The following is a 23,156-nucleotide window of genomic DNA, read 5'->3' on the forward strand; positions in this document are numbered from 1 at the left end:
TTTGTTCAATGATATCGGTGACAACATTTTTGCCGTGAACAGTGTGTTTGCCAGTTTCCTGCGATATATCATGCGCAACTTGGGCCGCTTCTGAAACTGCTTGTTCCTGCTCAACCTGACTGGTGATTACAGTCGCAAACTTTACTACTTTATAGAGCTCACCATTATCGTTGTAGATCGGATTATATGAAGCCTCTAACCAAACCACATTCCCATAGTTATCTAATCGCTTATACCGTCCGGTAGCATACTCACCTTTAGCAAGTTTTCGCCAAAATTCTCTGTATGCTTCTGAATCAACTTCATCCTGGCTGCAGAAAATGCGATGGTGCTTACCTGATACTTGAGTAACGTCATTAAAGCCCATTGCTCGAAGAAAGTTAGAATTCGCATTCAGTATTGTTCCTTCTGGAGTGAACTCAATGACAGCCATCGACTTGTTCAAAGCTTTGAGCAAATCAGCATGTTCACGTGACGTTGTTATGGTACGCGTCAATTCTGATGCAATGACCGAAAACTGAATCAACACTCCTTTTGTGTCAAATACTGGGAGTATCAATACTCGCAACCAAACCTCACTTTGGCCACGAGCTTGAATCTGCATAGCGCCATTCCAAATACGCTTAGCCGAAAGTGAAGCTACCATGCTTTTATAATGATCTGTTGATCTACAATTTTTTGGTGCCAATTCTCCAATTGGCATATCCAAAATTTCGTAAATGTCTAACTCTAGTTGAGATAAAAACTTTTCGTTGGCAGAAGTTATCTTTCCGCTTGAATCCAGTGTAAGAGTAAGCAAATCCTTCTGAATACCCTCACTTACTTGTTCTAACGAGAAAAGTTTCTCTTTTGTCGCTTCTAGCTCATTTTTTAAAGCAGTATTAAAGAACATAGAATACACCTAAATTACTATTCGTATCTGAGGCCACCAGCAACCGCACTTTAGTTCAGCTTGAATCGACCTACGATTGCATTGAGCTTTTGGTTCATTGCTGAAATTTCATCTGACTGACTTACAACACTTTCTCCGTTCTCATTTAGGGAACGAACAATGTCTTGAATCGCGCTCATGTTCTGGTTCACTTCACCAGTTACCGATGACTGTTCCTCGGCTGCAGTGGCGATCTGGAAAGACAGGTCTTTCACAGACATGATTTGTGTGACCAGTTCGTTCAACGTAGCGTTGACTGACTCAGTGCTATCAAGTGTTTTCTGGCTTTCCATTCGTGTAGATTCCATCAAACCCAATACATCATTGTTACCCGCCAAAAGTCGACTTAAGGCATTCTCAACTTCAACAGTGCTTTCTTGAGTACGTTTTGCTAGAGCTCTAACTTCATCAGCTACCACAGCGAAACCGCGACCTTGCTCACCTGCTCGAGCTGCCTCAATTGCTGCGTTAAGAGCCAGCAGGTTTGTCTGATCGGCAATATCACCAATCACATTTAAAATTCCGCTGATGCTTTCAGTTTCTTTTGTTAGGTGGCTCATTTGGCTACTGGTTTTCTCAACGTTTGACACCAACTGAGAAACATTTGCTTTTGCCTCGTCTAGAACCTTAATCGATGCTTCACCAATGGTCGCAGCATCTTGGGTTTGAGCTGATGACTCACTAGCGTTTTGTGCAACCGTATTAGCTGTCGCGCTCATTTCTTCAATAGCGGTGACAATCATGTCTGTCTCTTGAGCGTGTTGACCAAGCACATGACTGTTATCCGACGATGACATTTTTAGCTCAGAAGCATTGGACTCTAATTCTTTTGCAACCTCTTGAACTTGAATCATTAGGTTCTGCAGCTGCGCGATAAATTCGTTTATCCCTTTAGCTATAGCGCCAATATCGTCATCAGTTTTAACATCAAGACGCTGTGTAAGATCACCATCCCCACTTGATAGGTTTTGAATGGTATCTTTAAGAGCAATAATCGGTTTGTATAGCAGATTCAGAACGACCATCGTGGCAACGATGCTTAATACCGCACATATGATAGTTATGATGATTGAGTGATTTTTTGTGGCGTTGAGCTTCTCAAACACCTTATCTTTGTCCATTCCAACCATTAAATACCAACGTTTATCACCAAAGATAATTTCGTCGATGAACATTACTTTATCCGTTCCATCGATCGTGTAATCAACTACCGAGGCGCCGCGGCTTCCAAGTTGTTTACTCACTTCGCGCAGCGAAGAGTCTTTCGCAATGTTCTGTCCGTTTTTCACATACTTTGAACTACTCGTCAATACATTCCCTTGTTCATCTACGATTAGAGATATAAGGCTATCAGTGGCGAATTTCTTTACTGCATCTGAAAGGATGGTGAGGGGAATATCCGCTAGTACCACGCCATTACGGTCAGCTTTCATACCTATGGAAACCATCAGCTCCTTCGTCGTGGCATCTTCGTATGGGTCTGTATAAATCAATCCACTAGTGGCCATCGCACTTTGGTACCAAGGGCGTTTTCGAGGGTCATAGGAAGGTGGATTTTTGTGATTGGTCCATCCTGGTACATCAGCTGAGCAAAATGCATCACCGTTTGAAAATCCAACTGTTAAATTCGGGATGTCACCGGCTACTGCCGCCAATCTCATTCTTTCTGCATGATTATCCGTATGCCCATATCGAGCATATTCATTGGCAACCTGCTCAACGGTTGCGGCTTTGTTCTCTAGATATTTCGTGATTGCGTTCTTTTCTGCAGCAACCATAAACTCTGTGTTGCTGTATATGGAATCTTTAAAGTCGTCGTAGTAACTCGTAAAGTTAATATAACTCGACACACCCACAGCCAGTGTTATGACCGATAACATCGCTAGGATAAGCGTTTTTTTAAATCCAAGTTGGCTCATTGTTTCCTCATCTCTAAATAAAACGCATAGTTCTCTTAGGGACAGCGGCCCCTAAAAGTAACTACTTGTTTATGGAATTTTGCCGTTCTGAGTTCTATCGCTCAGTTCTGGCGTATGATCTTATATTGAATAGTCCGGGGCAGGACGACCAAAGAAGTAACCCTGCCCTATATCACACCCAAGAGCTAACATTGCATCTAACTGCTCTTGGGTTTCGATTCCTTCTGCTACAACTGACATGTCCACGATGCTGGCCATCTCGATCGCGGCCTTCGTTAGTACTATCATTTTCTCGTCATCGATGTTGTTACAAAACATCCTGTCCAGCTTCACAATGTTGGCTGGCATGTACATGAGATACGAGATGTTGCTCATACCGGTACCAAAATCATCAATAGAAATTTGGTAACCTCTTGCTTTAAGGGCGGCAAGAACTTCTAACCCCTTGTCACCCTTTCTAACGCCTACAGTCTCTACGATTTCAAACTCTATTAAATGCGGTGGCACTTTATATTTTCGTTGTGCTTTTTGAATGCTTAGTAGGCTGTTCTTATCCAATAGACATGAGGCATCTAAGTTCATGGCCACTGTTATCTCTTTACCTGAATCCAAGAACTCTCGACACTTAGCGAAGCCTGTATCTATGATCCACTTGTTGAGCTCACCCATTAGGCCATACATATTTACCCAGTTCAGAAAGTACGGCGGTAATAGAATGCCTAGCTCTGGGTGATTCCAGCGGATAAGAGCTTCCACACCAACTACAGTGGATGTTTTCAGGTCAACCTTCGGCTGATACCAGAGTTGAAACTGCTTTTGGCTGATAGCTCGTTTAATGTCGTACAGTGAGAAGGCCATAGCATGGGATGCAGAATCTCCACCGAGATCTCTTGAATTGCGGAATTTTGCTAAAGAGGCAACAGTACTATTGATTAACTGGTTTAAGGTGTCACCGCTTTCTGGATAAACCCCAAGGCCGGCGGCGAGTTGAATCAGTGATGGTGCTGAATGAATTGTGTTTAGGTCTTGGCCAGTTCCTGTTTGTAGTAAATGGTCAATGATTTTGGATATGCGTTCCCTTGGTACATCGTCATGCAGTGATATGAAGAAAGTATCTGATTCGACTTTTGACAGGGTGAAGTTTTCTGGTGATACGAGCTTACTGATGACCTCTATAATCCAAGGTTGAACCATCTCAATCTGTTTTTCTGTTTCTATGTAGCCATATTCTTCGTTCAACCGGTCTTGGTTACTTACCTTTAAAGCCAGCAAGAAGAACCGTTGTTTGAATGAAATGAGCAATTCAATTTCACTGAAAAACTCCCGACGATCTAACACCTTCTGGATAGGAGAAACTAACTCACTCAGTGGAGCTTTGACGGCTCTATTTTTGCCTTGCTTACTCTTATCCAAAATTACTGTCTCGTCTTCAATCATTGAATTCTGCTCGTAGTGGAACAACGTACAGAATGATTATATACAAAGTTTTTTAAGAGCGTAAGACTTTGCTGTTGAAGATATTCACAGACGGTGTATAACAGAGAAAAGTTTGCTGATTTAAAACTTACTGGTTTTAAATTGTTTTGAGTTTCAATGTCAATATAAAACACAGAGTTAGGTATAAATAATGAACAAAACCCTAAGCACAGTCCTGGTAACTTTGACGTTAGTTTCAGCCCCTGTACTTGCAAAAAAAATCCCCGAGTGGGTTTCGAGCACTCCTGCGGGGCAATCTGTTTATTGCGTCCCAGCCGGCGCTAACATCGATATGGCTCGTAAGGTGGCTTTGCAGTTCGCGTCAGAAGACCAAGGCCGAGGCTTTAACAAGGTTGATGTTTCTGGTTCGGAGAGTGCAAAAACTATCGCACGTGACGGCGCGGTAGACAGCCAATACAACATGAATACTGAAACAATCGCAACCGGCATGAAAAAATCGGTCCAATTGCTCGATGAAGCAATGGTTGATGGTTCTCTATGTGTTTTGGTCAAGTAAGGTGTGAATATGAATTCTGATCAAGGCAAATCAGCAGCACCTAACCATATTGTCCGTTTGCGCTATCCGGGTAAGGTTGAACGAACTGTTGGCCAAATGCTGGTGGTTTTAACGGGGGGAGCGATACTCTTTTCAATGTGGTTCTTCTCTGGTGACATGAACACTTTCGATACTGTTTTATGTTGCTTCCTAACTTGGGTGATTACTGTAATGATTGCCATTGCTCTAAAGGAAATGCCACCAGCGAATGAGTATTCAACCGACCCGTACATCTTATCAGTAGTCCTGATTGCAGCATTCCTTATTGCTCCAGTCCTATCAGATACGGTTGCCCTTTTTTATATGAAGCTACCTTTCTACGCTTTATCCATATTTACAGGACAGTCACTTGATACCTTTACAAACATGCTTTTCATAGATGTGCAGGGATAAAAAAAGGTGCCAATCGGCACCTTTTTTGTGTTGTTATGTTTAAAACAATCTGTAAGGAGAACCGTTATTTTCCCCATTCTTGATGAAGTACTGATCCCAACCTCGAACATCAAAAGATACCCGCTTACCTTGCACCTCGATGTATACCTTTTCTAACTTAACGCCATCCACGACCTTTGCCCGTGCAATAGGCCTAATAATCGCATTAATCATGTTTTGTGCATCAGCTTTGGAAGCTGGCTTGTAGATCAACGCAACCTTATTACCAACCTTCGCGCAGTGTTGACTGAAAGTAATGTCTCTACCGTAAACTTTTCCATAAACAGTATTGCTTATGTTGCTTACAGAGCATGTCGGTTTTTCTAGGTTTACAATCCCAAATCGGGCACCATAGTCAGTGTATTGGTTCTCTCTGTTCGCATATAGTATTGCGATGTAGTCATCGTTGGCGCTGAATGCAGGTTTTGGTAATCCATAGAGTGATTCTGACTCTTTAAGCCAGAAGTTATCGAACTGTGTTGGTTCGTTAAACTCAAGGTTATATCCATATTCTGCGCTTGCAACAAAGCCGTCACCATTAAATTTGAGCTGACGACCAGTTAGTTTCTGGTTTAATGAGCCGCGCTCCGGGTCAAGAAATTTAGCTTCTCTCGTTTGGATAGAACCATCACGGTTGAAATATTCTCTTAGGCGGTACAGCCCTTTCTCTAATTTATGTGAGCTTACTGAACCATCATCGAAGTGAGTGTAGTTCTCTTCGGTTTCAGTAACGTAGAACGTTGGCTTTTCTACAGGTTTCCTTTCTTGGATGCAGGGCTCACCCAAACACATTCGAACTTTTTTCTCGCTTGTCGTTGAGCACCCATTTAAAGCCAATAGTGACAATCCGACTACAAACAACCCTTGCTTTTTCATAGTTACATCCGTCTTTTTATTTTAATCCCAGCAAACAACTAATCTTTGTTGCTATTTCATTCTTTTTCTTATCATTTACTTTGCAATAGAACACAGATTCATTCAAATGATCATTGCTTATTACAAAGTAATACTGCTTGTCTAACGCCCCTGTTTCTACAAGGTTAAACTCTTCAAATGGTGCGCTCACTTGCTGTTTCTTATCGCCTAGCTTTAGTCCGAAAACCCTACTCTGGATTAGTAAGTGAGTTTTCTCTGTGTTCAGACCAATGTGCTTTCGATAACCAAAGGGAATAACAGACAACATGAATATTGGAATAGCCCAGTTCGGCATCGTATAACCATAGAGCATCGAATGATAAGCGCTGCTTAAGCATACGAACCCTAAAAACCCAGAAAGACATAAGAAAGCTTTAGAAACGGCAGATACGCTAAAACCAAAAACCTTCTGGCCATTAATCTGAGTGTGGAATGGAAGTACTAACATCTTTTCGTCCTAGTGCACTTTTGAGTCTGATGGCATGTCATTTATTAACACTGGCAAGATTACATTATCCAAGACTTGCTGAGCGCATTCTGTTCCTCTTGGCGTAACCTTCGGTGTAAGTAGCTTGCTTCTCAGATTTTTGCAGTCCTCTGATGTCAAGCCAATAGATTCTAACTTAACCTCTTTCGACCATTGAGCTGTTACAAGATGACTAAGTACAGAGTGAACAAAGCCTCGACGTCCAGACGGCATAGTCATGTCATTGCTTTGAGCAATACTGTGTATTGGTACTTCTACATGTGGCAGCTCAACTCTCGGAGATTTGAGTAGTGAGTGAACTTGAGAATTTAATGGTGTGCTTGTTACGCGGCCGCTATGAGTGTCTACCCAAAACTTGAGTTTCGCCACCCCTGAATCTGTTTCAGAATTTGCGATCAATGACATCGGATCGCGGTGGTAGTAAACATGTGACACGACAGCAACTGCGAGCATCTGGTTATCGCTCAATTTCTCTAACATCCTTTATTAATTCTCTTCTTCGATTGTTTTTTCCAGTATCAGCTATCATGCATATTGCACAATACCTATCATTTAACCTGGGCGATGGTGACTCTTTTACCGGTTTTGATTTCAAGCACTTCTACTGCTTCGTCAAAGGACATTTCTGCATCTACTAAAGCGGATAGCATTAATATGATTTGTTCGTCACTAAGGACGTTATTCGGTACAACTGTGGCTATTTTCTTAAATCGAGATACATGCCACTTCGTAAACCTACGATAGTAAGCCCCATGATAAGGACCAAATGCTATCGGTTTGACCTCTTCAACTACCTTTGCATTTGGAGAGTATTTCTGAATATTCTTCACCGCTACAGAATCCGCTTCCGCGAGGATAAATATTGATTTTTTAACGCCTTGCAACCCTTTGCTGCTTAACTCACTCAACGATTCATCACCAACAGCACAAGCGGGGATTCGCCTTGCTAACAAGAGACTTGCCAAAATCGGGTCTTCGACAACAAGAAGCCACTCAGACTTTAAATTGACCGGGTGGTTCAAATGACAAGGTGAACTGGGCTTGATGCTAATATCAAAACTAGGTTGGTTTTGTTGGAGGGAATCATTGTAACCCCATAGGAATACATCGTGATTTGGTAGTACCCAAGGTACAACTATACCGTTTTTAATCTTGCGTACAGACTTATAAAGGGACGTAGGAAGTCTATCCGTCACAACATTTTGAATTGCTCTACTTGACGGAAGGTACCCAATTGGCGCTTTGAACAGTAATTCCTTCTCCCAACCACTGCTCAATAAAGATTCTATAGCGTCATCATTATCTTTTAGCCACAGACGTAATTGGTCAAGCAGCCATCTGGTTGTAATCGCGGATGATTTTTTAGATTCAGTTTCTGCTTTATCGTGGGGCTCTGCAGTAATGTCAACTATCGGTGGTAACGCAAATCCAGCACTCTCAAGTAGACGTTTAGCTGCCTCTTGTTCTGTTACCTCGTCTAGTAGGCATAAAGCGCTTACTAGCGTTGTGTGTTGATGACAGCTATTACAGCGAATGCTTGCGGTACCAAAGTAATGGAAGGCATTATTACCCCAACAAGACGGGCATACGAGGCTACATGATTTACCATCACTCTTTTCAATCGGTCGCAATCCATTAAACAGATCGTTTCTAGTTAACTTGTACAACGGATAAAACTTTTCGGATAGATACGTATTTAGCCTGTTTGACACTTGCAAACCCTCCTGACTACTTCGTAATCATTATAAAGCGTTTGAAATTGTTTAACAGGTAATATGCGAAAATTCGAGTGGTAGTATTGCACTAGACCAAAAGTAATAATCACTTGCATTTAGGGTAGTAGAGGCTGATTTAATGCCCTTACATTGCATAGAAAAATCATCACAACTAGAAAAAAATAATTTGATAATAGCCTTAACTGGTTGCCCATTTGCAACTGTCACTTAGTGCGATAGTGCCACACCATAGGCATAGAGAAGCACAATACATGTATTTAATCGTGTATAGAGAATAAGAAAAGTTAATATGAAGCAAACACTTGAAAAACCAGAACAGGAGATGCCTCCATTGGCCATTGAAGATCGTCTAATGGACGCACAACAAGAAGGGTTCGAGATTGTAGCAGCTATTCGAGGCTTTCGAGTGGCACTTTCAACTCTTGTATATTTTTATATAGAACTTATTGCTAAGAAAAAGGAGCAGGAAGTAGAGATAGGTTTCTGGCCGGGCATGACTGATAACTTAGACAATGCAGTTCAGACGCTCGCTGGCATCAAAGACAAACACCCAACTGTTGTGATCATTCCTCCAAAAGACCCGCAGCTACAAAATAACTTGAACACTTGATTTGTTCTATTAGGTTTATTTCAAAAGTTTGTTCCAACCCTAAGCAAATCTGCTTTAGGGTTGGTTTTTAAGGACGCGAACAATTTGCTGGTTTGGGTAATTACCACAGAAGTACTCGGTAGCCTCTTCTGTCTCTCTGTAAGGTACAAACACAGAGCTGTCCGAAACGCTACAGCACAACTTGGTTCCATCTTCTAGTTTTGAAACGATTGAATATTCTGGCTTGACTGGTAACACAAACAAACATGAATCGTTACCCTTGCCATCCATTTTCGGAGATAGCTCTACCCTGGCGTCAACCGAGGGCCAATCTTGCATTGAAGTAGGCTTTAGAATTGACCAATCAATTTGACGGTCTAAGAATCCATATACCGCATAATTCTGTGTAACGTTGCTAACTACATTCTTAGCAGCCCAGCCAATAGCTAGCCCTAATGCAATTAGTTTTAAATCTATAAACAACTTCACACGACAGCCCCATAGCAAATTGGTTTTAAGATTGTCATTTAGTAACGCTCTTGATTGAAATCGTGGTCATACTACCAAAAACATTAAGAAATTTAACGCTTCGACTATCAAAAAAATTTATATTGATAATTAACTGAATAATTTCTCTACAAAACAGCCTTACCAATTAAAAGACAACTAGTTGATACATAGCGCATAACTGCCAATGACATACGTAATAGGATAATCAAGTCAATGACAAAAGAAGTATGTTGTCATATGATTACACTTATAAAACGCTTGTTATTAAAATCGAAGTATTAAGGAGTTGAAATGGTTTCTGCATGGCTTGGAGCTATCAGTGCACTAGACCGTCGTCTAGGTACTGGGAATATGACATTAAAAGAATACATGACGATCGCTTATGTACATGAGCAAACATCTGTAAGTGATGAAGATTTAGCAATGTTCGCTACTCACAACGAAGATTCAGACTTTGGTAATTCGATAATCAATCGACTGCTTGAGGCTGGTCATTTAACTCGTGATGAAGACACGAACGCGATCATCATTTCAGAACACGGTCATCACGTAATTGATGAAGTCCATCGTTTATGCAAATCAAGGCTTATTCAGCCAATTTTCGCAAACCCAAACTAGCTTAAAGGCGCTCAACTGGTTGAGCGCCTTTATATTTCTAGTAAAGCAATTCGACCCTACGGTTTCGCGCTCGAGCTTCATCTGAACTACCAGGATCTGCAGGATGTGTTTCTCCATAGCTCACACAAGTTAACTGTTCTTTTCGTGCTCCTAGAGTTTCGAGCATTTTACAAACATTGTTAGACCGCAGCTGACCAAGCTTTAAGTTAAAGTCGGCAGAGCCTTTCGAATCAGTAAAGCCAGCCACTAAAAGACGGATGCTTTTATCAGATGAAAGATAGTTCACATGCTGCTTGAGTTGTTCATTCCATTTCTGCTCAACTACAGATGAACTAAATGTGAAATAAACTGTGTGTTGAGGTGGTTGCGACAACAGGATTGGTTCTACCCTGTCACTAACTGCCGCTTCAACCGCCAGTTCAATCTGCTCACTTCGAGTCATTTTAGCTGCTTGGTTCTTAGCCATTTGTTCTTGCATGTAATTCTGGTTGTTATCCTCAAACAAGTGTTCAGGACCTGTTAGTTGTCCGACAGATGTCATTGGTTCTTCTTGAGATTCATCTGCTGGTGGCTGAAAAAGGCTACAGCCAGATGTCGATAAGATTAGACTTATCAAAAAACTCGTGTGAACTATCCTCATTTCAAACGTAAACCTCAATCTCCAATAATTTTAATCACATTCTAACGCTTATGATTGAAGGTGAAAACTTTTTTAAATCGATTGTGTTTGGCATGAGAATTGTTAAGTAAAAACAAGTGTATATGGAGATACCACGGGTTTATTTCGAAATGTTTACTGTTTAATGACACGACTAACTTTATAAAACGCTTAGTATTTACATCCTTTTACAAACTAACTGTATTGAAACCGTAATGAAATTTGCAGATAATTAAACACTGCTCGTAGCACTACTACAGACAGTTTTTGAAACTGATATGAAAAAGCAATAATTTCCCATAAATTTAGTGATTTACGTTAAATATCTTAAAAATTAGACAACATAATTATACAGATTGGGATATTATAAGGTTACAAGTTAGACAAAATGTGTATAGATTACATACATAGCTTTTGGAATGAGTAGTTTCTTAGTAGGTTTATGAATGGCTGATGCAGATTTAAAGATCAAACAAGAACTTTTAAATCAAATGGGAATCATAAATGAGCTCTTTGTTGAGTTGAGTGATTCCATAAATGCATCAGATCTCATTGGTGCGGAAGTCTACAAGCTACCAACAGTTCCAAAAGCAAAAGAGCATGTCGATGTTACCGAAATTCCAGTCGAATCGATAAAAGACGAATTCGCACTTTATGAAGGACTTCGTTCTTACAAAAAATTGTACGGCGAAGAAGGTATCTCGACCAAAGTTGTTTTTAGACTACCCGGCTACATACAAGTGGGAAGTTCTAATAGCAACATAAAAGAAATTATCGGCCGCATTAATAAGCATAAGGACTTATTCAAGTCTGCAGTGCTAAAAATAGATGGCCCCAAGAAAAAGCATGACATTGTTCATTCGCTATTTCCTGGATTGATAACTAAGCAGCTATACCGTAGTTTGTATGCTGTCGAAAACATAAGCTACATGGGCTTTTTCTGGACGAATAAGTTCGTTACGTACAAAACAAACAAGGATGAAGTAATTGCTTCCATTAAGAAGCAAATCAAGCATCCACCTAAAGGGAAAGACCCCAGAGAATGGGAGTCATTTTTGAATGGGGAAGTTACCGATATTCAGCGTCTACCCGCTGGTTCGGAGTTACGTATCAAACGCCCAGTTAGGGTAAGTGCAGCCGTAAATACTGATTGTGAGGAAACGCCCCAATTAAGCGCGCATCTCCCCATAATTATTGTTCAAGATCAACCCGTAACCGTCAGTCCTCTGTTGGATTACGATTCATCGCTTAGACGATGTGTAAGATCAGACTCAAAGATTGGCGGTAGGCCAATCATAAAAAGGCTACACCTCTACCTAAAGAGGCAGTAATGTCCAAATACACGAAGACCCTAGCCCGATCTTCGATAAAAGAAGTGTGACGAATATGAATAAAGAAATTAGTACAATTGAAACTAAAGATACCGACACTCTGGCGACTCCAGAGGACATGCTTTCTTACGAAGAAGTTCAGCAGTACGCTCATGAGAACAACATCAAAAGCATGCGTGAATGGTTCGGATTCCATAATGTTCGTAAAGGCGGCACACCTCGTCCACGCAACATTCCGGGAGATCCATCAAAATATTTTGGTCGTAGAGACCAGTGGGTCAGCTGGCCAAGTTTCTTAGGCACTGCAACCAAAGCAACACAAATCATCAAAGATGAATTCTGCGACATGTCAGAATGTAAGAAGTGGTTTGCTGATAACAAAGTTTACACGGTCACTCAGTTTCGTGAAATTTCTAAATCCGGTAAGCGACCAGGCTTCATTCCATCAGCCCCTGATAAAAAATACGATGTGAAGTTTTCAGAATTATTGTGCCCAAAAAAATCAGCTTATGTGACTTTTGAAGAAGCGAAGAAGTTAGTCAAAGGCTATGGGTTCAAAAGTTATCTAGAATTTCGTGAAGGTCGCCGTAACGACCCTAAGAACCTGTCAGTGGTGCCATGTAACCCAGACAAGCATTATGACCAAAGCAACGAATGGACTAGTTGGCCAGATTTTCTAGGATACTCTCGCCTAAGAAAGTAAGAATATTTGTCATTATATTACCACAAGTAAAAAGCCACCCTCGCGGTGGCTTTTTTGATCTTCATACTATTGAAATCTATCAAACAGTTCGTCTTTTAGATTCAACCCTTGTTCAACGATAGTGCTTAGATGACCATTCAAATATTCATTGTCAATTTCAGCTAAGGGCTTTGGTAACACGTTTCCATAATTCATAATACGATCGATAAATGATTCATTCGAACTGGCATAAACATTACTACCGACAATAATAACGAACAACATTGCTAAAACTTTGATTTTCAAACCGACACCTTAATCCGTAGTTACATAACTTGTATAGCTGAGACTTAACTTTCTCATTTTCTCGGTATCGCGCAACCGTTCTGATGATAATGGGACATAGACGTTAAACTCAGAATTATCCTTAGTAAACCAAACATACGGTGTAGCCTTATCCCACACAGGAGAGACGTATTCATTTTGGCTGTTACCTGCACCACCAGCGATGCATTGTTTTCCAATCTCATATCCCAACAAAGAGATTTCTGAGCAGACGCGGTATTTAGACAAGGCCTTGAGAACTGCTATCTTATCGGGATCAAGTCGTCCATCAATCTTGTTACTTGCTTTATCATACGTGACATTATCAACACCATAACCAACTAGATACCTACCGGGCTCTCTTGCGTTATCATCCAATTGGGTCACTGTTATTGCATCTTGCAAGCCGGCCACCGCTGTTCCTGGATGGTAAGTGAAAACCTTATTATTTGTAGAGACACGCGTATCTGGATAGTCACTCCAGTCTCCTTCCGAGACTCCAAGCTCCTTTGTCACCCACTCTACAAGATCTTCTGCGCCATCCGTACTGACTTTCAGCTTTAAGCGAACCCCACTTGTGCCATCACTATTAACAACGGGAACTTGCTGAACAATTTCATATGACACATTCTCTTTCAACTTACCAAGTAAAGCTTTGTATGTAGTTTTCTTGTTTTCTTTACCAATTTGCTTTAGGTCATACTTACCCTTTTCTGTTAGCAAATCTTCTAGAAATTCAGTGTCCACACTTCTCGCCGTTTTGCTTTCTGGCAGGCGACTAATCAGTTCAACAATTTCGTTCCTCTTACTCTGACGCTCTTTTAATTTCGCCACATCAATGCTATCGCCATTGAGTACATAAGATTCAAAACGTTCATCTTCAACAATCAATTTTTCTAGAACCTGCTGAACCTTTTTATCAAGGTACATTTGTTTCAATACCTTGTCTGCCAGTTCGGTATCGATGACAGCCTTAACAGATACGGTTGCACAAGTACCATCTTCACTGACACAGGCGCCGATGGATTCATCTGTTCGTCTTGAGCTAATTGTCGCGCCATTTAACAACCAGCTCGCCCGGCTTAGATACCCATTGCTATCCATGCTCTTTATTGATAACACTCTATCGGTAACCTGCTCACTGATACTTTCAAAGGCTTTTTGTTCTGCTATAGACTTTGCTGAGTTTATGCTATCGAATTCACCAAGTTGATAAACACCAGTCCCCGTAAATGGGATTTCTTGAGCAAATAGCCCTGATGAACAAAGCGAAAGCACTGAAATTAGGACAACTTTCTTCATAAACTTAAATCACATTCCTTTATCTAATTAACAATATGAAAACACACATCAATCCTTCCGCAATAGCAAAAATGAAAAAAGCCAGAGCAATTGCCCTGGCTTAATGGTTTTATTCAACCCTATTTTTCAATGGAAAGATTACTACCCTTTGATTCACTGTTATATAAATAATGGTTCTCACCGGTTTGCGTGTTCTCTAACTTCACGGATTCCATGCCGAAGTTAGTACCACTGGCTACCTTGGTAAATTCTTCACCACCAATTTCCAACTTACTACCGTTTTCGGCTTGCATCATATCCTTGAAACCATCAGCGGTAACATCGATACGATCTGGAGCACCATTAGTACCAGCCACTGTTTTAGAATCTATCGACACGGATGAATCACCACCCTGACCTTGCGCGGCATTACCAGCATTAGCAGGTGTTGTCGTGCCTTGGTCACCGTTACCAGCAGGTGCGTTATCACCATTCGAGCTCGGTTTAGTATCTGCGCCTTGGCCTTGAGCGGCATTACCAGCATTAGCAGGTGCTGTCGTGCCTTGGTCACCGTTACCGACAGGTGCGTTATCACCATTCGAATTCGGCTTGGTATCTGTACCTTGTCCTTGCGCAGAGTTACGTGCATCAAACCCAGTTTGAGTATCTAGCTTTTGAATTGCACTCTCAAGACGTGCGCCTGCATCTTCCATACCTGGAGTCGCCTTAAGCGCCTCTGCAGCATTAACTAAACCGCCTCGCATTTGCTCATACTGCTTCATCTGCTCAACGCTTGTTGTCTCACCAGTGCCAAAGCCCATGAAACCGTTTTTCTGTTCCGAACCGGACATTGCAGTATCGATGTTAGCCTTGTTCAATGCAGAAACATCTTTGCCACTAATGGCGTCAGAAATAACTTGATTACCGACTTTGCTTAACTCGTTATAGTTGTCGCGGCCATTAATACCATCACGGTAAGCACTGGTTGCAACAGATGCAGTATGTTCGTCCTTTTTCGACTCCATGAACTGTTCAGCCTGTTCAACTCGAGAACTCAAAAGTTGATAGTCAATTGTAGCGGTCTGCCCTTTATTCTCCATCTCGCTCATGATTGCTCGACCACCAGCAATATCGTTTTCCAACCGGTCGAATGCTGCTTCCTGTACCTTGTGGCCATACTGGTTAGCACCCTGCATTCCACCAGTATTAACATTGAAGCTACCCTCCGCAGCCTTTATCGGGTCATACTTATCATTCGTAGCCATTTGAAGGCCGGCGTTTGCCTGAGACAATGACAGCTCACCGCTATTAACTTTGTTAGCTAGTCCCGATAAGACATCTTTATCAATGCCAGATACGCGTTCCATAGCTGTGTTCACGGAGTTGACATTACGTTGCATTGTGTCAGCAAGAGCAGCATCTTCTTTGTCACCGGTTGCACGTAGTCGAGCAATTTCAGTTTCTGCGCCTTTAGCCGCAGCTAATGTCCCTAATGCTTCTTTCCTTTCTTGGTCGGTAGCATCAGATCGCAATCCATTAGACACGCTCTCAACCAAATCAGAATGTTGAGTTTTAGAATCCTGGCCAGTAATTTTTGCTGCAATATCTTTACTCACACCTTCACTAGCTGCCAACCTTTCTGTAGCTTGTTCTTGTTTGGTTCCATTGATTGTATTGTTTAACCACTTACCAGTATCTGCTGCACTTTGAGCTAAAGGTTCAAGTGCTTTAGCTGTTGGTACTATTCCATCGGTTAGTGGTTTAACAATCGCAGGGACCTCGTTTTGGGCGGCTCCTGTTCTGTCATCAGCCTTCTTAAGAACTTGGTCTGCCTCGCCTTGCTTAGTTGGATCAGCTACAACCTTTTCCTTAACCGCATTCTTATTTTCTTCATGGGTCTGAGATGGGTTTGTTGTTGCAATTACTGCCTGCTGACTTGCAACTGCAGCGACCGCACCAGCACGTCCTTGTTGATTAGCGGCCACGACAGATTGTTGAGTTGGACCGCCGTCCTGTGCTGCTGTTGGAGGTGGGCCGTTTTTAAGAGGCGCTTCTGCTGCTGCACCAATATTTCTTATATCGTTAGCTGCTGCTGCCCACTGTTTCATTCCTCCACCCATGTTCTCATTTAAAGTATCAAGATAGTTTGCACCTGCTTGAAACCTTTGGCTTCCGCTATTTTTCATAATATCTTTAAAGGCGTTGTCGGCATAACGACCCGTTGCTGCCATGCGAGCTTGTAGTGACTTATCATTACCTACGTCTTGCTTGATAGCTTGATCATACTCTGCAGCGTATTGGTCAGTCGTTTTAAACTGACTTGACATACCTTTCAGTGATTCACCATCTTTAGTACCAGAGAAATCTTTAAGGGCTTTCATATCACCATTAAGACCCGGTTCGTAACCACCTTGCTTTTTAAAGTCATCGAATTTCTGACGCTGTTCCGCATCCATTGAACCTAATGCTGTCTTCTGAGCAACACCTGCTAGTAAAGAACCATCTGCGAATTTTTCATCGTTCTTATTGTTTGCACCAGTAGATGTTACACCTGCCAAGTTGTAGCTAATCCCAGATGACATACCTGCAATAGCTGCTTGAGCACGACTTTCCTGTTCCACTTGTTTTTGGGCTTGAGTCCATGCGGTGCTTGCTTCAACAGCTCTTGAACCAGACTCACCAAAACCTGCATTTTGCCCAGTTGAACGAGAAGTCGATAAGGTTTCGGCTTTAGACAACATGGCACTACCACTTTCTGTATTGGCAAAGTTCCAGTTATCGCCCGATTGAGTTGTTTTTGATGCAACATTACTAATAGCTGCGTCGAGCTTCGATTTAGCATCTACACCAATTTCACCTTTAACTGCTGCACCAAATTTGGCACTTGCCACACCATCCTTTTTGCCAAACCCAAGTGCTGCTGCAGCCTCTGCTTGTGCTTTAACACCCATACCACCTGACAATGCTAAACCAAGAGTTTTAGCATCCTGAGCGCTAAACTGCCCAGTTTTCATCAAGGTATTTGCGTAAGAATTCGCTCGAGCAATACCTTCATTTTTGGTAGCCGCTTCTGTTTGAGCTGCCGTTGCATTTTCACCACTAACAGTCATGTTGTTATACATTTCCTGTTGAGCATTATTCAGTTTCGTTCCTTGTTGCTTGGCCGTTTCTGTCGCATTGGATAATGCAGTAGAGGTAGTGTTGTTAAGGTCAGTCTTAGTATTGTTTTGTGCCATACCAATTGGGGCGGCGTTTGAACCATTATACGAATCTACTGCTCCACCAGCACTCGCATCATACGCTTTGGTGTTTTGTCCAACAGACAGCTTACCGCCATCAGCCGAGCCAGTTGCTTTTGGTGTTGCAACGGAGCCTTCACTACCACCACCTTTAGATGCACTATTCGATAAGTTGATAGCTGTATGAACAGACCCATATAGAAGCATTAAACTCAAAGCTGGCACCATAGTTTGTAATGTGGCACCCATTGCTATAAATGACTCTAATTCGGTAAAGCTTGTGTTGTATCCAGCCCATGAGAAGGCATCGTAACTAGTCGAGTTGAATGACGCGTTATTCATCGCATTCTGCAGGTACATATTCACTCCGACTTGCAGAATTGGCCAAGTATTTACCCAAATCAACAGAAAGAAGTACTTGATCACCATTCCCATACCTTTCTCGCCAAAGGCAACTACAAAAGGCATGATTGGACCAATCAGAAATACAAATGCTTCGATGTATGTGATAAGTGGGATAGCCATTTCTGACCACAAGGAATACTGAACGGCAGTAGATACCCTTCGTTGGTCAATTGCTTGGAATTCAGCCTGGCTTGCCATTAGTTCAGCTTCACTTGCCCAAGGGCTACCCGCTTTAGCCTTTTTCCAATGGTATTGTAGAATTTGGTTAACTTTGATTTTCCATGCGTCATAGCTTGTTTGGGTCAACATGCTCTGACCTTCTTTCAACTGAATCTCGTCAGCATTACCACCTATTGATGCACCATGCTCAGCAACATACTTCCATTCAGTACCAATAGCATTACCAATTTTGGTATATGCATCACCACAACCCATGACTTTCCAGCCCTGACCCGCGTCTACATTTACCTCGGTAGTCCAACCGTTATAGGTAACCTTCATCGCATCCCAAGAGTATGGAAGTGTTGACATTGCATTCTCATTTATTTCTTGCGCGCCATTCTTTAGATATAAATCTTTTAGTACGCAATTTTTAATGTAGCTCTCTACCGATGAAGATAAATCAGTAGCAGATGCACCAGATGCAATGGCAGCTGTTGCAGCATATGTTTGGCCTGCCTTAAATTCATCAACGTCACCTGTGAATCGCATTTTCATCAATTCACGCAATGGCTCTAAACCATTACCAGCAACTGGAACTGAACTTGGGTCGTCACCATCAACCCCTATCATTGCGCGATAACTACCGGTTGCCGCACTACCGGGTACATAAGTTGTGTGGTAGAACTCTCGCAAACTATTGGCCATCGTATATCCAAACGTAGTTGCAAGTGTTCCACCTAGTGCAATACCAACTGGAATATCAGGCATTGCATCAGCACCACCATCGGCATGAATGAGTGTGACAGGTACGGATTTACCGAAAAGGATCAGAACTAGGAAGAAACCGATAAAAAACTGCTTGAATTCGATTTTTCCAGGGTTCCAAATACCGTTCCAAAAGACAGAAAGTAAACCGAGCATCAAACCAATTTTTGCAATCGAAATAGCGCCTTGCTCGAAAGCATGAGATAACCCCAGAAGCGCAAGTCGCATGAAGCTAGGGTCACCCATAGAATAAATTACAAAACCTGACATCCCTACACCCCACTCGCTGCCATTGCTTTAACTGCCTCAGCTAAAGTTTCATAAGTATTCATTAGATCATTAGCTGATTTTATTTCATCGCGTTTCTTCGTCTGGATGTCATCAATCTGAGATTGGAATTCGATCATCCTGCCTTTCAAGAAATCTATTAAGTTCTGGGTTGCCTTAGCGTCAGAGGTAGCACTCAATTCCGCTTTTTTGAGGATTTCTTGTAATTGGTACATCAAATCTTGTAACGACTTTTCCGCTACACGATAAGCTACTAGATTGGCTATCGCTTCTTGAGCACCATCATCTTTACCCGTCATAAATAGCCATGTCATCATCGGAACATCAGCATTTTCTACAAATTTCTGCTGCTCACTTGTCAGGTTTTGTTTGGTTAGAATGCGTTTACGGATGCCTACTTCTGAACCGTCACCGTTTAACAGTTTAAGAGCTCTTGGATAAATCCCTTCCCACTCTACTTTTGCTGCTGAACCTGATTTAATTTTCGTACAAGGGAGACGGTTATCGATTTTAGTTTCACTAGTATCACATCTAAGTAATTCAATCTTTTCACCTTCTTTGTTATAAAGAAGGTCCTCTGCAGAAACTGTTTTTGCGTATGGTGTGGTTTCAAGTTCATCACCATCACCAACGGTAATGACCTTTGTACCAATTAACGACATAATCAGTTCTTGAATATCGTCTTTTTCCCAGCCTGTAGCAAAACTCCATTGATCAACTTTTGCAGCACCCAATGCATCCCAAACGATATTCCCTTTAAGGCCTGGTACTTTGACAGATTTAGCGTCTCCATCTTCTGAACGTTCAGAGAAAAAGTCACCCCAACTACTCATGGCGTCAACTTTTGTTTCAGCATATGAACCTAATCGTTCTTGCCAACCATCTTTGTTTACAGTATCAGTCAGAGACTTTGCCAAACCTTGGCCAACTTTCGCTTCACTCAATGCATCCACAGTATCCTGACAACTCATACTTACTAAGTCATTGAAGTCATCAAGCTTGTCCTGAATCCAAGCCATACCCTGAGCACATGATGGACATATGGACTCAACTGCCAAGTTAAATGCATAGACAGCCGCACCAGCAGCTATCGAGCGGCCCATTTGAACAAGTTCCTCCTTCTTGATCAGCGATATTGAACCCGCAAAAAAATCAATTCCACCACACCCGGCATTCATGCTAGGTGCTTGAAAATTAATAACTTTTGGCTGATACATAGAGAACCTAGCACTAAACGTACCGAAGGCTACACCGTTGCGTTTCTGTGATTCATACACTTGAGAACCGGTTGCAGTGGTCATCATCCCGAATATTTCTTTTAAGGGGTCACCAGCCAAGGTTTGGCTAGGCATTAGCATAGAAAAGCTTAATGCTGTCGATGCTAATAACAGTCTTTTCTTACTATTCATCACGGTGTCACGTCCTGATTAATATTCTGGATGTCCTTCGTTTGGTCATATTGCTTTTGGAATTTGGCGCGTAGCTTGTTCGCTAGGTAATCTGGGTCACTGAACACTTTGTCTGGGTCGACTGTTAACTGACTCTTAGTTGCGTCATCCAAGAGGATTTCACGAACGTCTTGTGTCGCATCATATTGTTCGCCGGTAATCCACCCTTCTTTGCTTGCTAACATGATGGTTCGACGCATCAATTCATCTGGCGCGGTAAGTCCAACGGCCAAGTTATGGAATTCACTGCCATCTTTCGTAACGAGGTAAATTGTGGGTGTAACCATGACCTGGAGTTTCTGTTTTAATGTGCCTGGGTCAGTTACATAATCTGGAAATTCGTTATTAGGCAGCGGTCGGCCGTCAAGTGAGATCGCAAGTATGTCTATACCTGTTTCCATCTGCAGACGTTTGAGCATGGGTGCTTCTTTCATGCAGTAAGTACATGTAGAAGAGAAGAAAAAGAAGAACCCGACCTTATCTGCTAACTGTTTGATCAAATCACTTCGATTTTGTTTAGCCGCAATTTTTTGGTCAACTAGTGCAACTTGGTTTTCTGGTCGACGCAAAGTTTCATCCAAAGGCACTTCAAACTTTGATACTTGTTGTGCGACGGAGGCAAATTTCGAACTTTTATCCATCATGATTCGCTGGGCATAGAAATACCGCCTAACGTTTTCATAGGTTGGATTATCGATCGCTGAATCGCGTAATTTAGGTAAGTTCTCTCTAAGCCATGCAACATTGACAACTACTTCGTTGTTTTCAGTTGCTTCTTTCTTTGGCTTAGCTTCTTGTTTTGTTTCCGGTGCTTGTACTGGTTCTTTCTTAGGTTCTACCTTTATTTCTTGCTCAGGTTCCGGTTCAGGCTCATACCAAAACCAACCTTCACTTTTACGGTTATAGAAGGAGTCAGATGTATCGCTATTAGCAAATGCATTCGACGTATAAGCCGTCGTCAGGCAGACAGCCACAGCCAAAGATAAGATATGTTTTTTCATGCAATGAATATTGCAGGATTGGAATAGATTGCGTGTCGATTAAGTGGGTCTTAGTAGGCACACTTAATCGATATGATTTTGATAGCGTGGTAGCGCTAAAAGCGCTGGGTGGGAATAGGTATATTACTGAGGGTAAGTCGTAGAGTTAGCTTTCTTTTCAGCCATATCAAGCATAGCTTTTTGAGCGATAAAATATTTTCTAACGTTTGCTTCCGTTGGATCATCTATAGCTCTTTCACGAAGGATTGGTAGGTTATCTTTAAACCAAGCTTCTGTAAAAACGGATGGCAGTTCTAGATCGCTTGGAGAATCAACCGTTATCTGTTGTTCAGTTTCAATTGTAGAACATGAACATAGTGCAATTGCCAACAGGATTGGAGTTGTAAATTTGTTAATCATATTTGCCTAATGGGATTATTTAAAAAGAATTACAGATGACTAACGCTTACCTTTGTTATACAAGGTAGAGTCCTTTTCACAGAACGGGCATTGATTGTAGTTTCTTTCTGAGTGAAAGATATAATCTATCCCACATTTGTTGCAGACTTTTCTTGTGAAAGTACCATCCTTCAAGTACTCGAAAATATGATAGATTCTATTAATATCCATATACTGATTGTTATACACAACCAAATATGTACGCGCTAAAGACAGCAATTCAGTTGGCGTAGGTGGACGATGAAAGTCTGAATTATCAGGTACTGCATTGCAGTAATTACGATAAACAATGTTTGCATGAACTCGGTGAACAACATGAGTAGTCATCCATCCAGAACCCTTACGAAATTTCCCTAGCTCTTTGTTTATCGATTTCTCTAGTCGTTTATCAACAACAAAGAATTTTTTCAGTACACGAGTATTAGCACCGAGTCTTGCCATTTGGTAAGAGAGTTGCTGTTTTTCGTAATAAATATCTGGTTCCCAACTTTGGGTTCTACGCTTCGATGCAGCACTACTCACAAACTACCCTCTCGCCTTTTTTAATGGGGTGGTAGTTAAACCAGAAGTATTAACGGGTCCACTATAAGCGTTGATGTGTGCAGCCGTGTTGTGAAACTCGTCAGTATTAGATTCTAACGAGTCAAGAAGAGCTGTCATTGGACTTGCGCCGCGTAAAGTATCCTGGCCTTTAATCGTCAAGATTGGAGGGCAAGAATGTAAAGCGACCTGCAGATCATATGTTGACGTTTCTGCTAATCTACGTGCTTCTGCCGTGGAAATCTTAAACAATGCTGCCACACTGATAGGGTCAACACGCGCTAAATCTCGCATTGACATGATATATGCGGTCTGCGAATCCTGAATCGAGCGATAACTGTTATTGTCTAGTATTCCAATTTCCATTGAACGGTAGCCTTTAAAACGCAAATCATTAAACATGTAGTAGTATGATATGTCTGTTT

General features: G+C 41.7%; 23 protein-coding genes. 6 read left to right on the forward strand and 17 right to left on the reverse strand.

The annotated features are described in order from the left end of the window. From R7Q39_RS26375 to R7Q39_RS26385, 3 genes are all read right to left on the reverse strand, one after another. A partial coding sequence (locus R7Q39_RS26375; protein WP_318077063.1) for a PAS domain-containing protein occupies window positions 1-892 on the reverse strand: 892 nt, incomplete at its 3' end. Window positions 893-942: 50 nt separating this feature from the next. Continuing rightward, the gene (locus R7Q39_RS26380) at window positions 943-2,850 is read right to left on the reverse strand and encodes a methyl-accepting chemotaxis protein (RefSeq protein WP_276404799.1); all 1,908 of its coding nucleotides are present in this window, start codon (window positions 2,848-2,850) and stop codon (window positions 943-945) included. Window positions 2,851-2,970: 120 nt separating this feature from the next. Continuing rightward, on the reverse strand, window positions 2,971-4,287 hold the full coding sequence (locus tag R7Q39_RS26385) for an EAL domain-containing protein (RefSeq protein WP_225478009.1): 1,317 nt from the start codon (window positions 4,285-4,287) through the stop codon (window positions 2,971-2,973). 190 nt (window positions 4,288-4,477) lie between these two features. On the opposite strand from R7Q39_RS26385, the gene R7Q39_RS26390 reads away from it, so the two are divergent. Further along, a complete protein-coding gene (locus R7Q39_RS26390; protein WP_225478008.1) occupies window positions 4,478-4,843 on the forward strand; it encodes a hypothetical protein in 366 nt (121 codons plus the stop codon). A 9-nt stretch (window positions 4,844-4,852) separates the two neighbouring features. Continuing rightward, on the forward strand, window positions 4,853-5,275 hold the full coding sequence (locus R7Q39_RS26395; protein WP_225478007.1) for a hypothetical protein: 423 nt from the start codon (window positions 4,853-4,855) through the stop codon (window positions 5,273-5,275). Between the two features lie 39 nt (window positions 5,276-5,314). Here R7Q39_RS26395 and R7Q39_RS26400 read toward each other — a convergent pair whose 3' ends face one another. The 4 genes from R7Q39_RS26400 to R7Q39_RS26415 form a co-directional block, all read right to left on the reverse strand. Beyond that, window positions 5,315-6,190, reverse strand: a complete 876-nt coding sequence (locus R7Q39_RS26400; RefSeq protein WP_276404800.1) for a hypothetical protein — start codon at window positions 6,188-6,190, stop codon at window positions 5,315-5,317. Between the two features lie 16 nt (window positions 6,191-6,206). After that, the gene (locus R7Q39_RS26405) at window positions 6,207-6,677 is read right to left on the reverse strand and encodes a hypothetical protein (RefSeq protein ID WP_225478005.1); all 471 of its coding nucleotides are present in this window, start codon (window positions 6,675-6,677) and stop codon (window positions 6,207-6,209) included. A gap of 9 nt (window positions 6,678-6,686) precedes the next feature. After that, window positions 6,687-7,196, reverse strand: coding sequence for a hypothetical protein (locus R7Q39_RS26410; RefSeq protein WP_053411085.1), 510 nt, complete (start codon window positions 7,194-7,196; stop codon window positions 6,687-6,689). Between the two features lie 68 nt (window positions 7,197-7,264). Continuing rightward, window positions 7,265-8,428 (reverse strand): hypothetical protein, encoded by a 1,164-nt coding sequence (locus tag R7Q39_RS26415; RefSeq protein ID WP_225478004.1) that lies wholly within the window; start codon window positions 8,426-8,428, stop codon window positions 7,265-7,267. Between the two features lie 313 nt (window positions 8,429-8,741). On the opposite strand from R7Q39_RS26415, the gene R7Q39_RS26420 reads away from it, so the two are divergent. Then, window positions 8,742-9,062: a hypothetical protein gene (locus R7Q39_RS26420; RefSeq protein WP_225478003.1), complete on the forward strand. Its 321-nt coding sequence runs from the start codon at window positions 8,742-8,744 to the stop codon at window positions 9,060-9,062. A gap of 54 nt (window positions 9,063-9,116) precedes the next feature. On the opposite strand, the gene R7Q39_RS26425 is transcribed toward R7Q39_RS26420, so the two are convergent. After that, complete coding sequence (locus R7Q39_RS26425) at window positions 9,117-9,530, reverse strand: hypothetical protein (RefSeq protein ID WP_225478002.1); 414 nt, start codon at window positions 9,528-9,530, stop codon at window positions 9,117-9,119. A gap of 312 nt (window positions 9,531-9,842) precedes the next feature. Here R7Q39_RS26425 and R7Q39_RS26430 point away from each other — a divergent pair, with 312 nt between their 5' ends. Then, on the forward strand, window positions 9,843-10,169 hold the full coding sequence (locus tag R7Q39_RS26430) for a hypothetical protein (RefSeq protein ID WP_169600725.1): 327 nt from the start codon (window positions 9,843-9,845) through the stop codon (window positions 10,167-10,169). 37 nt (window positions 10,170-10,206) lie between these two features. On the opposite strand, the gene R7Q39_RS26435 is transcribed toward R7Q39_RS26430, so the two are convergent. Continuing rightward, window positions 10,207-10,710: an OmpA family protein gene (locus R7Q39_RS26435; RefSeq protein ID WP_053411090.1), complete on the reverse strand. Its 504-nt coding sequence runs from the start codon at window positions 10,708-10,710 to the stop codon at window positions 10,207-10,209. A gap of 563 nt (window positions 10,711-11,273) precedes the next feature. Between R7Q39_RS26435 and R7Q39_RS26440 the strand changes: the two genes are divergently transcribed. Both R7Q39_RS26440 and R7Q39_RS26445 read left to right on the forward strand, forming a co-directional pair. After that, entirely contained in the window at window positions 11,274-12,158 is an 885-nt protein-coding gene (locus R7Q39_RS26440; RefSeq protein WP_225478001.1) for a DNA replication terminus site-binding protein, read from the forward strand. Window positions 12,159-12,213: 55 nt separating this feature from the next. After that, window positions 12,214-12,861, forward strand: coding sequence for a hypothetical protein (locus R7Q39_RS26445; RefSeq protein ID WP_225478000.1), 648 nt, complete (start codon window positions 12,214-12,216; stop codon window positions 12,859-12,861). 66 nt (window positions 12,862-12,927) lie between these two features. On the opposite strand, the gene R7Q39_RS26450 is transcribed toward R7Q39_RS26445, so the two are convergent. From R7Q39_RS26450 to R7Q39_RS26485, 8 genes are all read right to left on the reverse strand, one after another. After that, window positions 12,928-13,146 carry a hypothetical protein gene (locus R7Q39_RS26450; RefSeq protein ID WP_225477999.1) on the reverse strand — a complete coding sequence of 73 codons (219 nt, stop codon included), beginning with the start codon at window positions 13,144-13,146 and terminating at the stop codon, window positions 12,928-12,930. A 9-nt stretch (window positions 13,147-13,155) separates the two neighbouring features. Then, window positions 13,156-14,466, reverse strand: a complete 1,311-nt coding sequence (locus R7Q39_RS26455) for a hypothetical protein (RefSeq protein ID WP_225477998.1) — start codon at window positions 14,464-14,466, stop codon at window positions 13,156-13,158. A 119-nt stretch (window positions 14,467-14,585) separates the two neighbouring features. After that, entirely contained in the window at window positions 14,586-19,286 is a 4,701-nt protein-coding gene (locus R7Q39_RS26460; RefSeq protein WP_225477997.1) for a conjugal transfer protein TraG N-terminal domain-containing protein, read from the reverse strand. A 2-nt stretch (window positions 19,287-19,288) separates the two neighbouring features. Continuing rightward, window positions 19,289-20,713 carry a conjugal transfer protein TraH gene (locus R7Q39_RS26465; RefSeq protein WP_225478017.1) on the reverse strand — a complete coding sequence of 475 codons (1,425 nt, stop codon included), beginning with the start codon at window positions 20,711-20,713 and terminating at the stop codon, window positions 19,289-19,291. Continuing rightward, complete coding sequence (traF, locus tag R7Q39_RS26470; RefSeq protein WP_225477996.1) at window positions 20,713-21,753, reverse strand: conjugal transfer protein TraF; 1,041 nt, start codon at window positions 21,751-21,753, stop codon at window positions 20,713-20,715. Before traF (R7Q39_RS26470) ends, R7Q39_RS26465 begins: the two co-directional genes overlap by 1 nt. Before the next feature lie 123 nt (window positions 21,754-21,876). Continuing rightward, window positions 21,877-22,152 carry a conjugal transfer protein TraF gene (gene traF, locus R7Q39_RS26475; protein WP_053410900.1) on the reverse strand — a complete coding sequence of 92 codons (276 nt, stop codon included), beginning with the start codon at window positions 22,150-22,152 and terminating at the stop codon, window positions 21,877-21,879. 39 nt (window positions 22,153-22,191) lie between these two features. Next, complete coding sequence (locus tag R7Q39_RS26480; RefSeq protein WP_225477995.1) at window positions 22,192-22,713, reverse strand: FlhC family transcriptional regulator; 522 nt, start codon at window positions 22,711-22,713, stop codon at window positions 22,192-22,194. Between the two features lie 3 nt (window positions 22,714-22,716). Beyond that, window positions 22,717-23,031, reverse strand: coding sequence for a hypothetical protein (locus tag R7Q39_RS26485; protein ID WP_258520394.1), 315 nt, complete (start codon window positions 23,029-23,031; stop codon window positions 22,717-22,719). Between the last annotated feature and the right edge of the window lie 125 nt (window positions 23,032-23,156).

Source organism: Vibrio sp. 947, from assembly GCF_033339115.1.
Taxonomy (GTDB): Bacteria; Pseudomonadota; Gammaproteobacteria; order Enterobacterales; family Vibrionaceae; genus Vibrio; species Vibrio alginolyticus.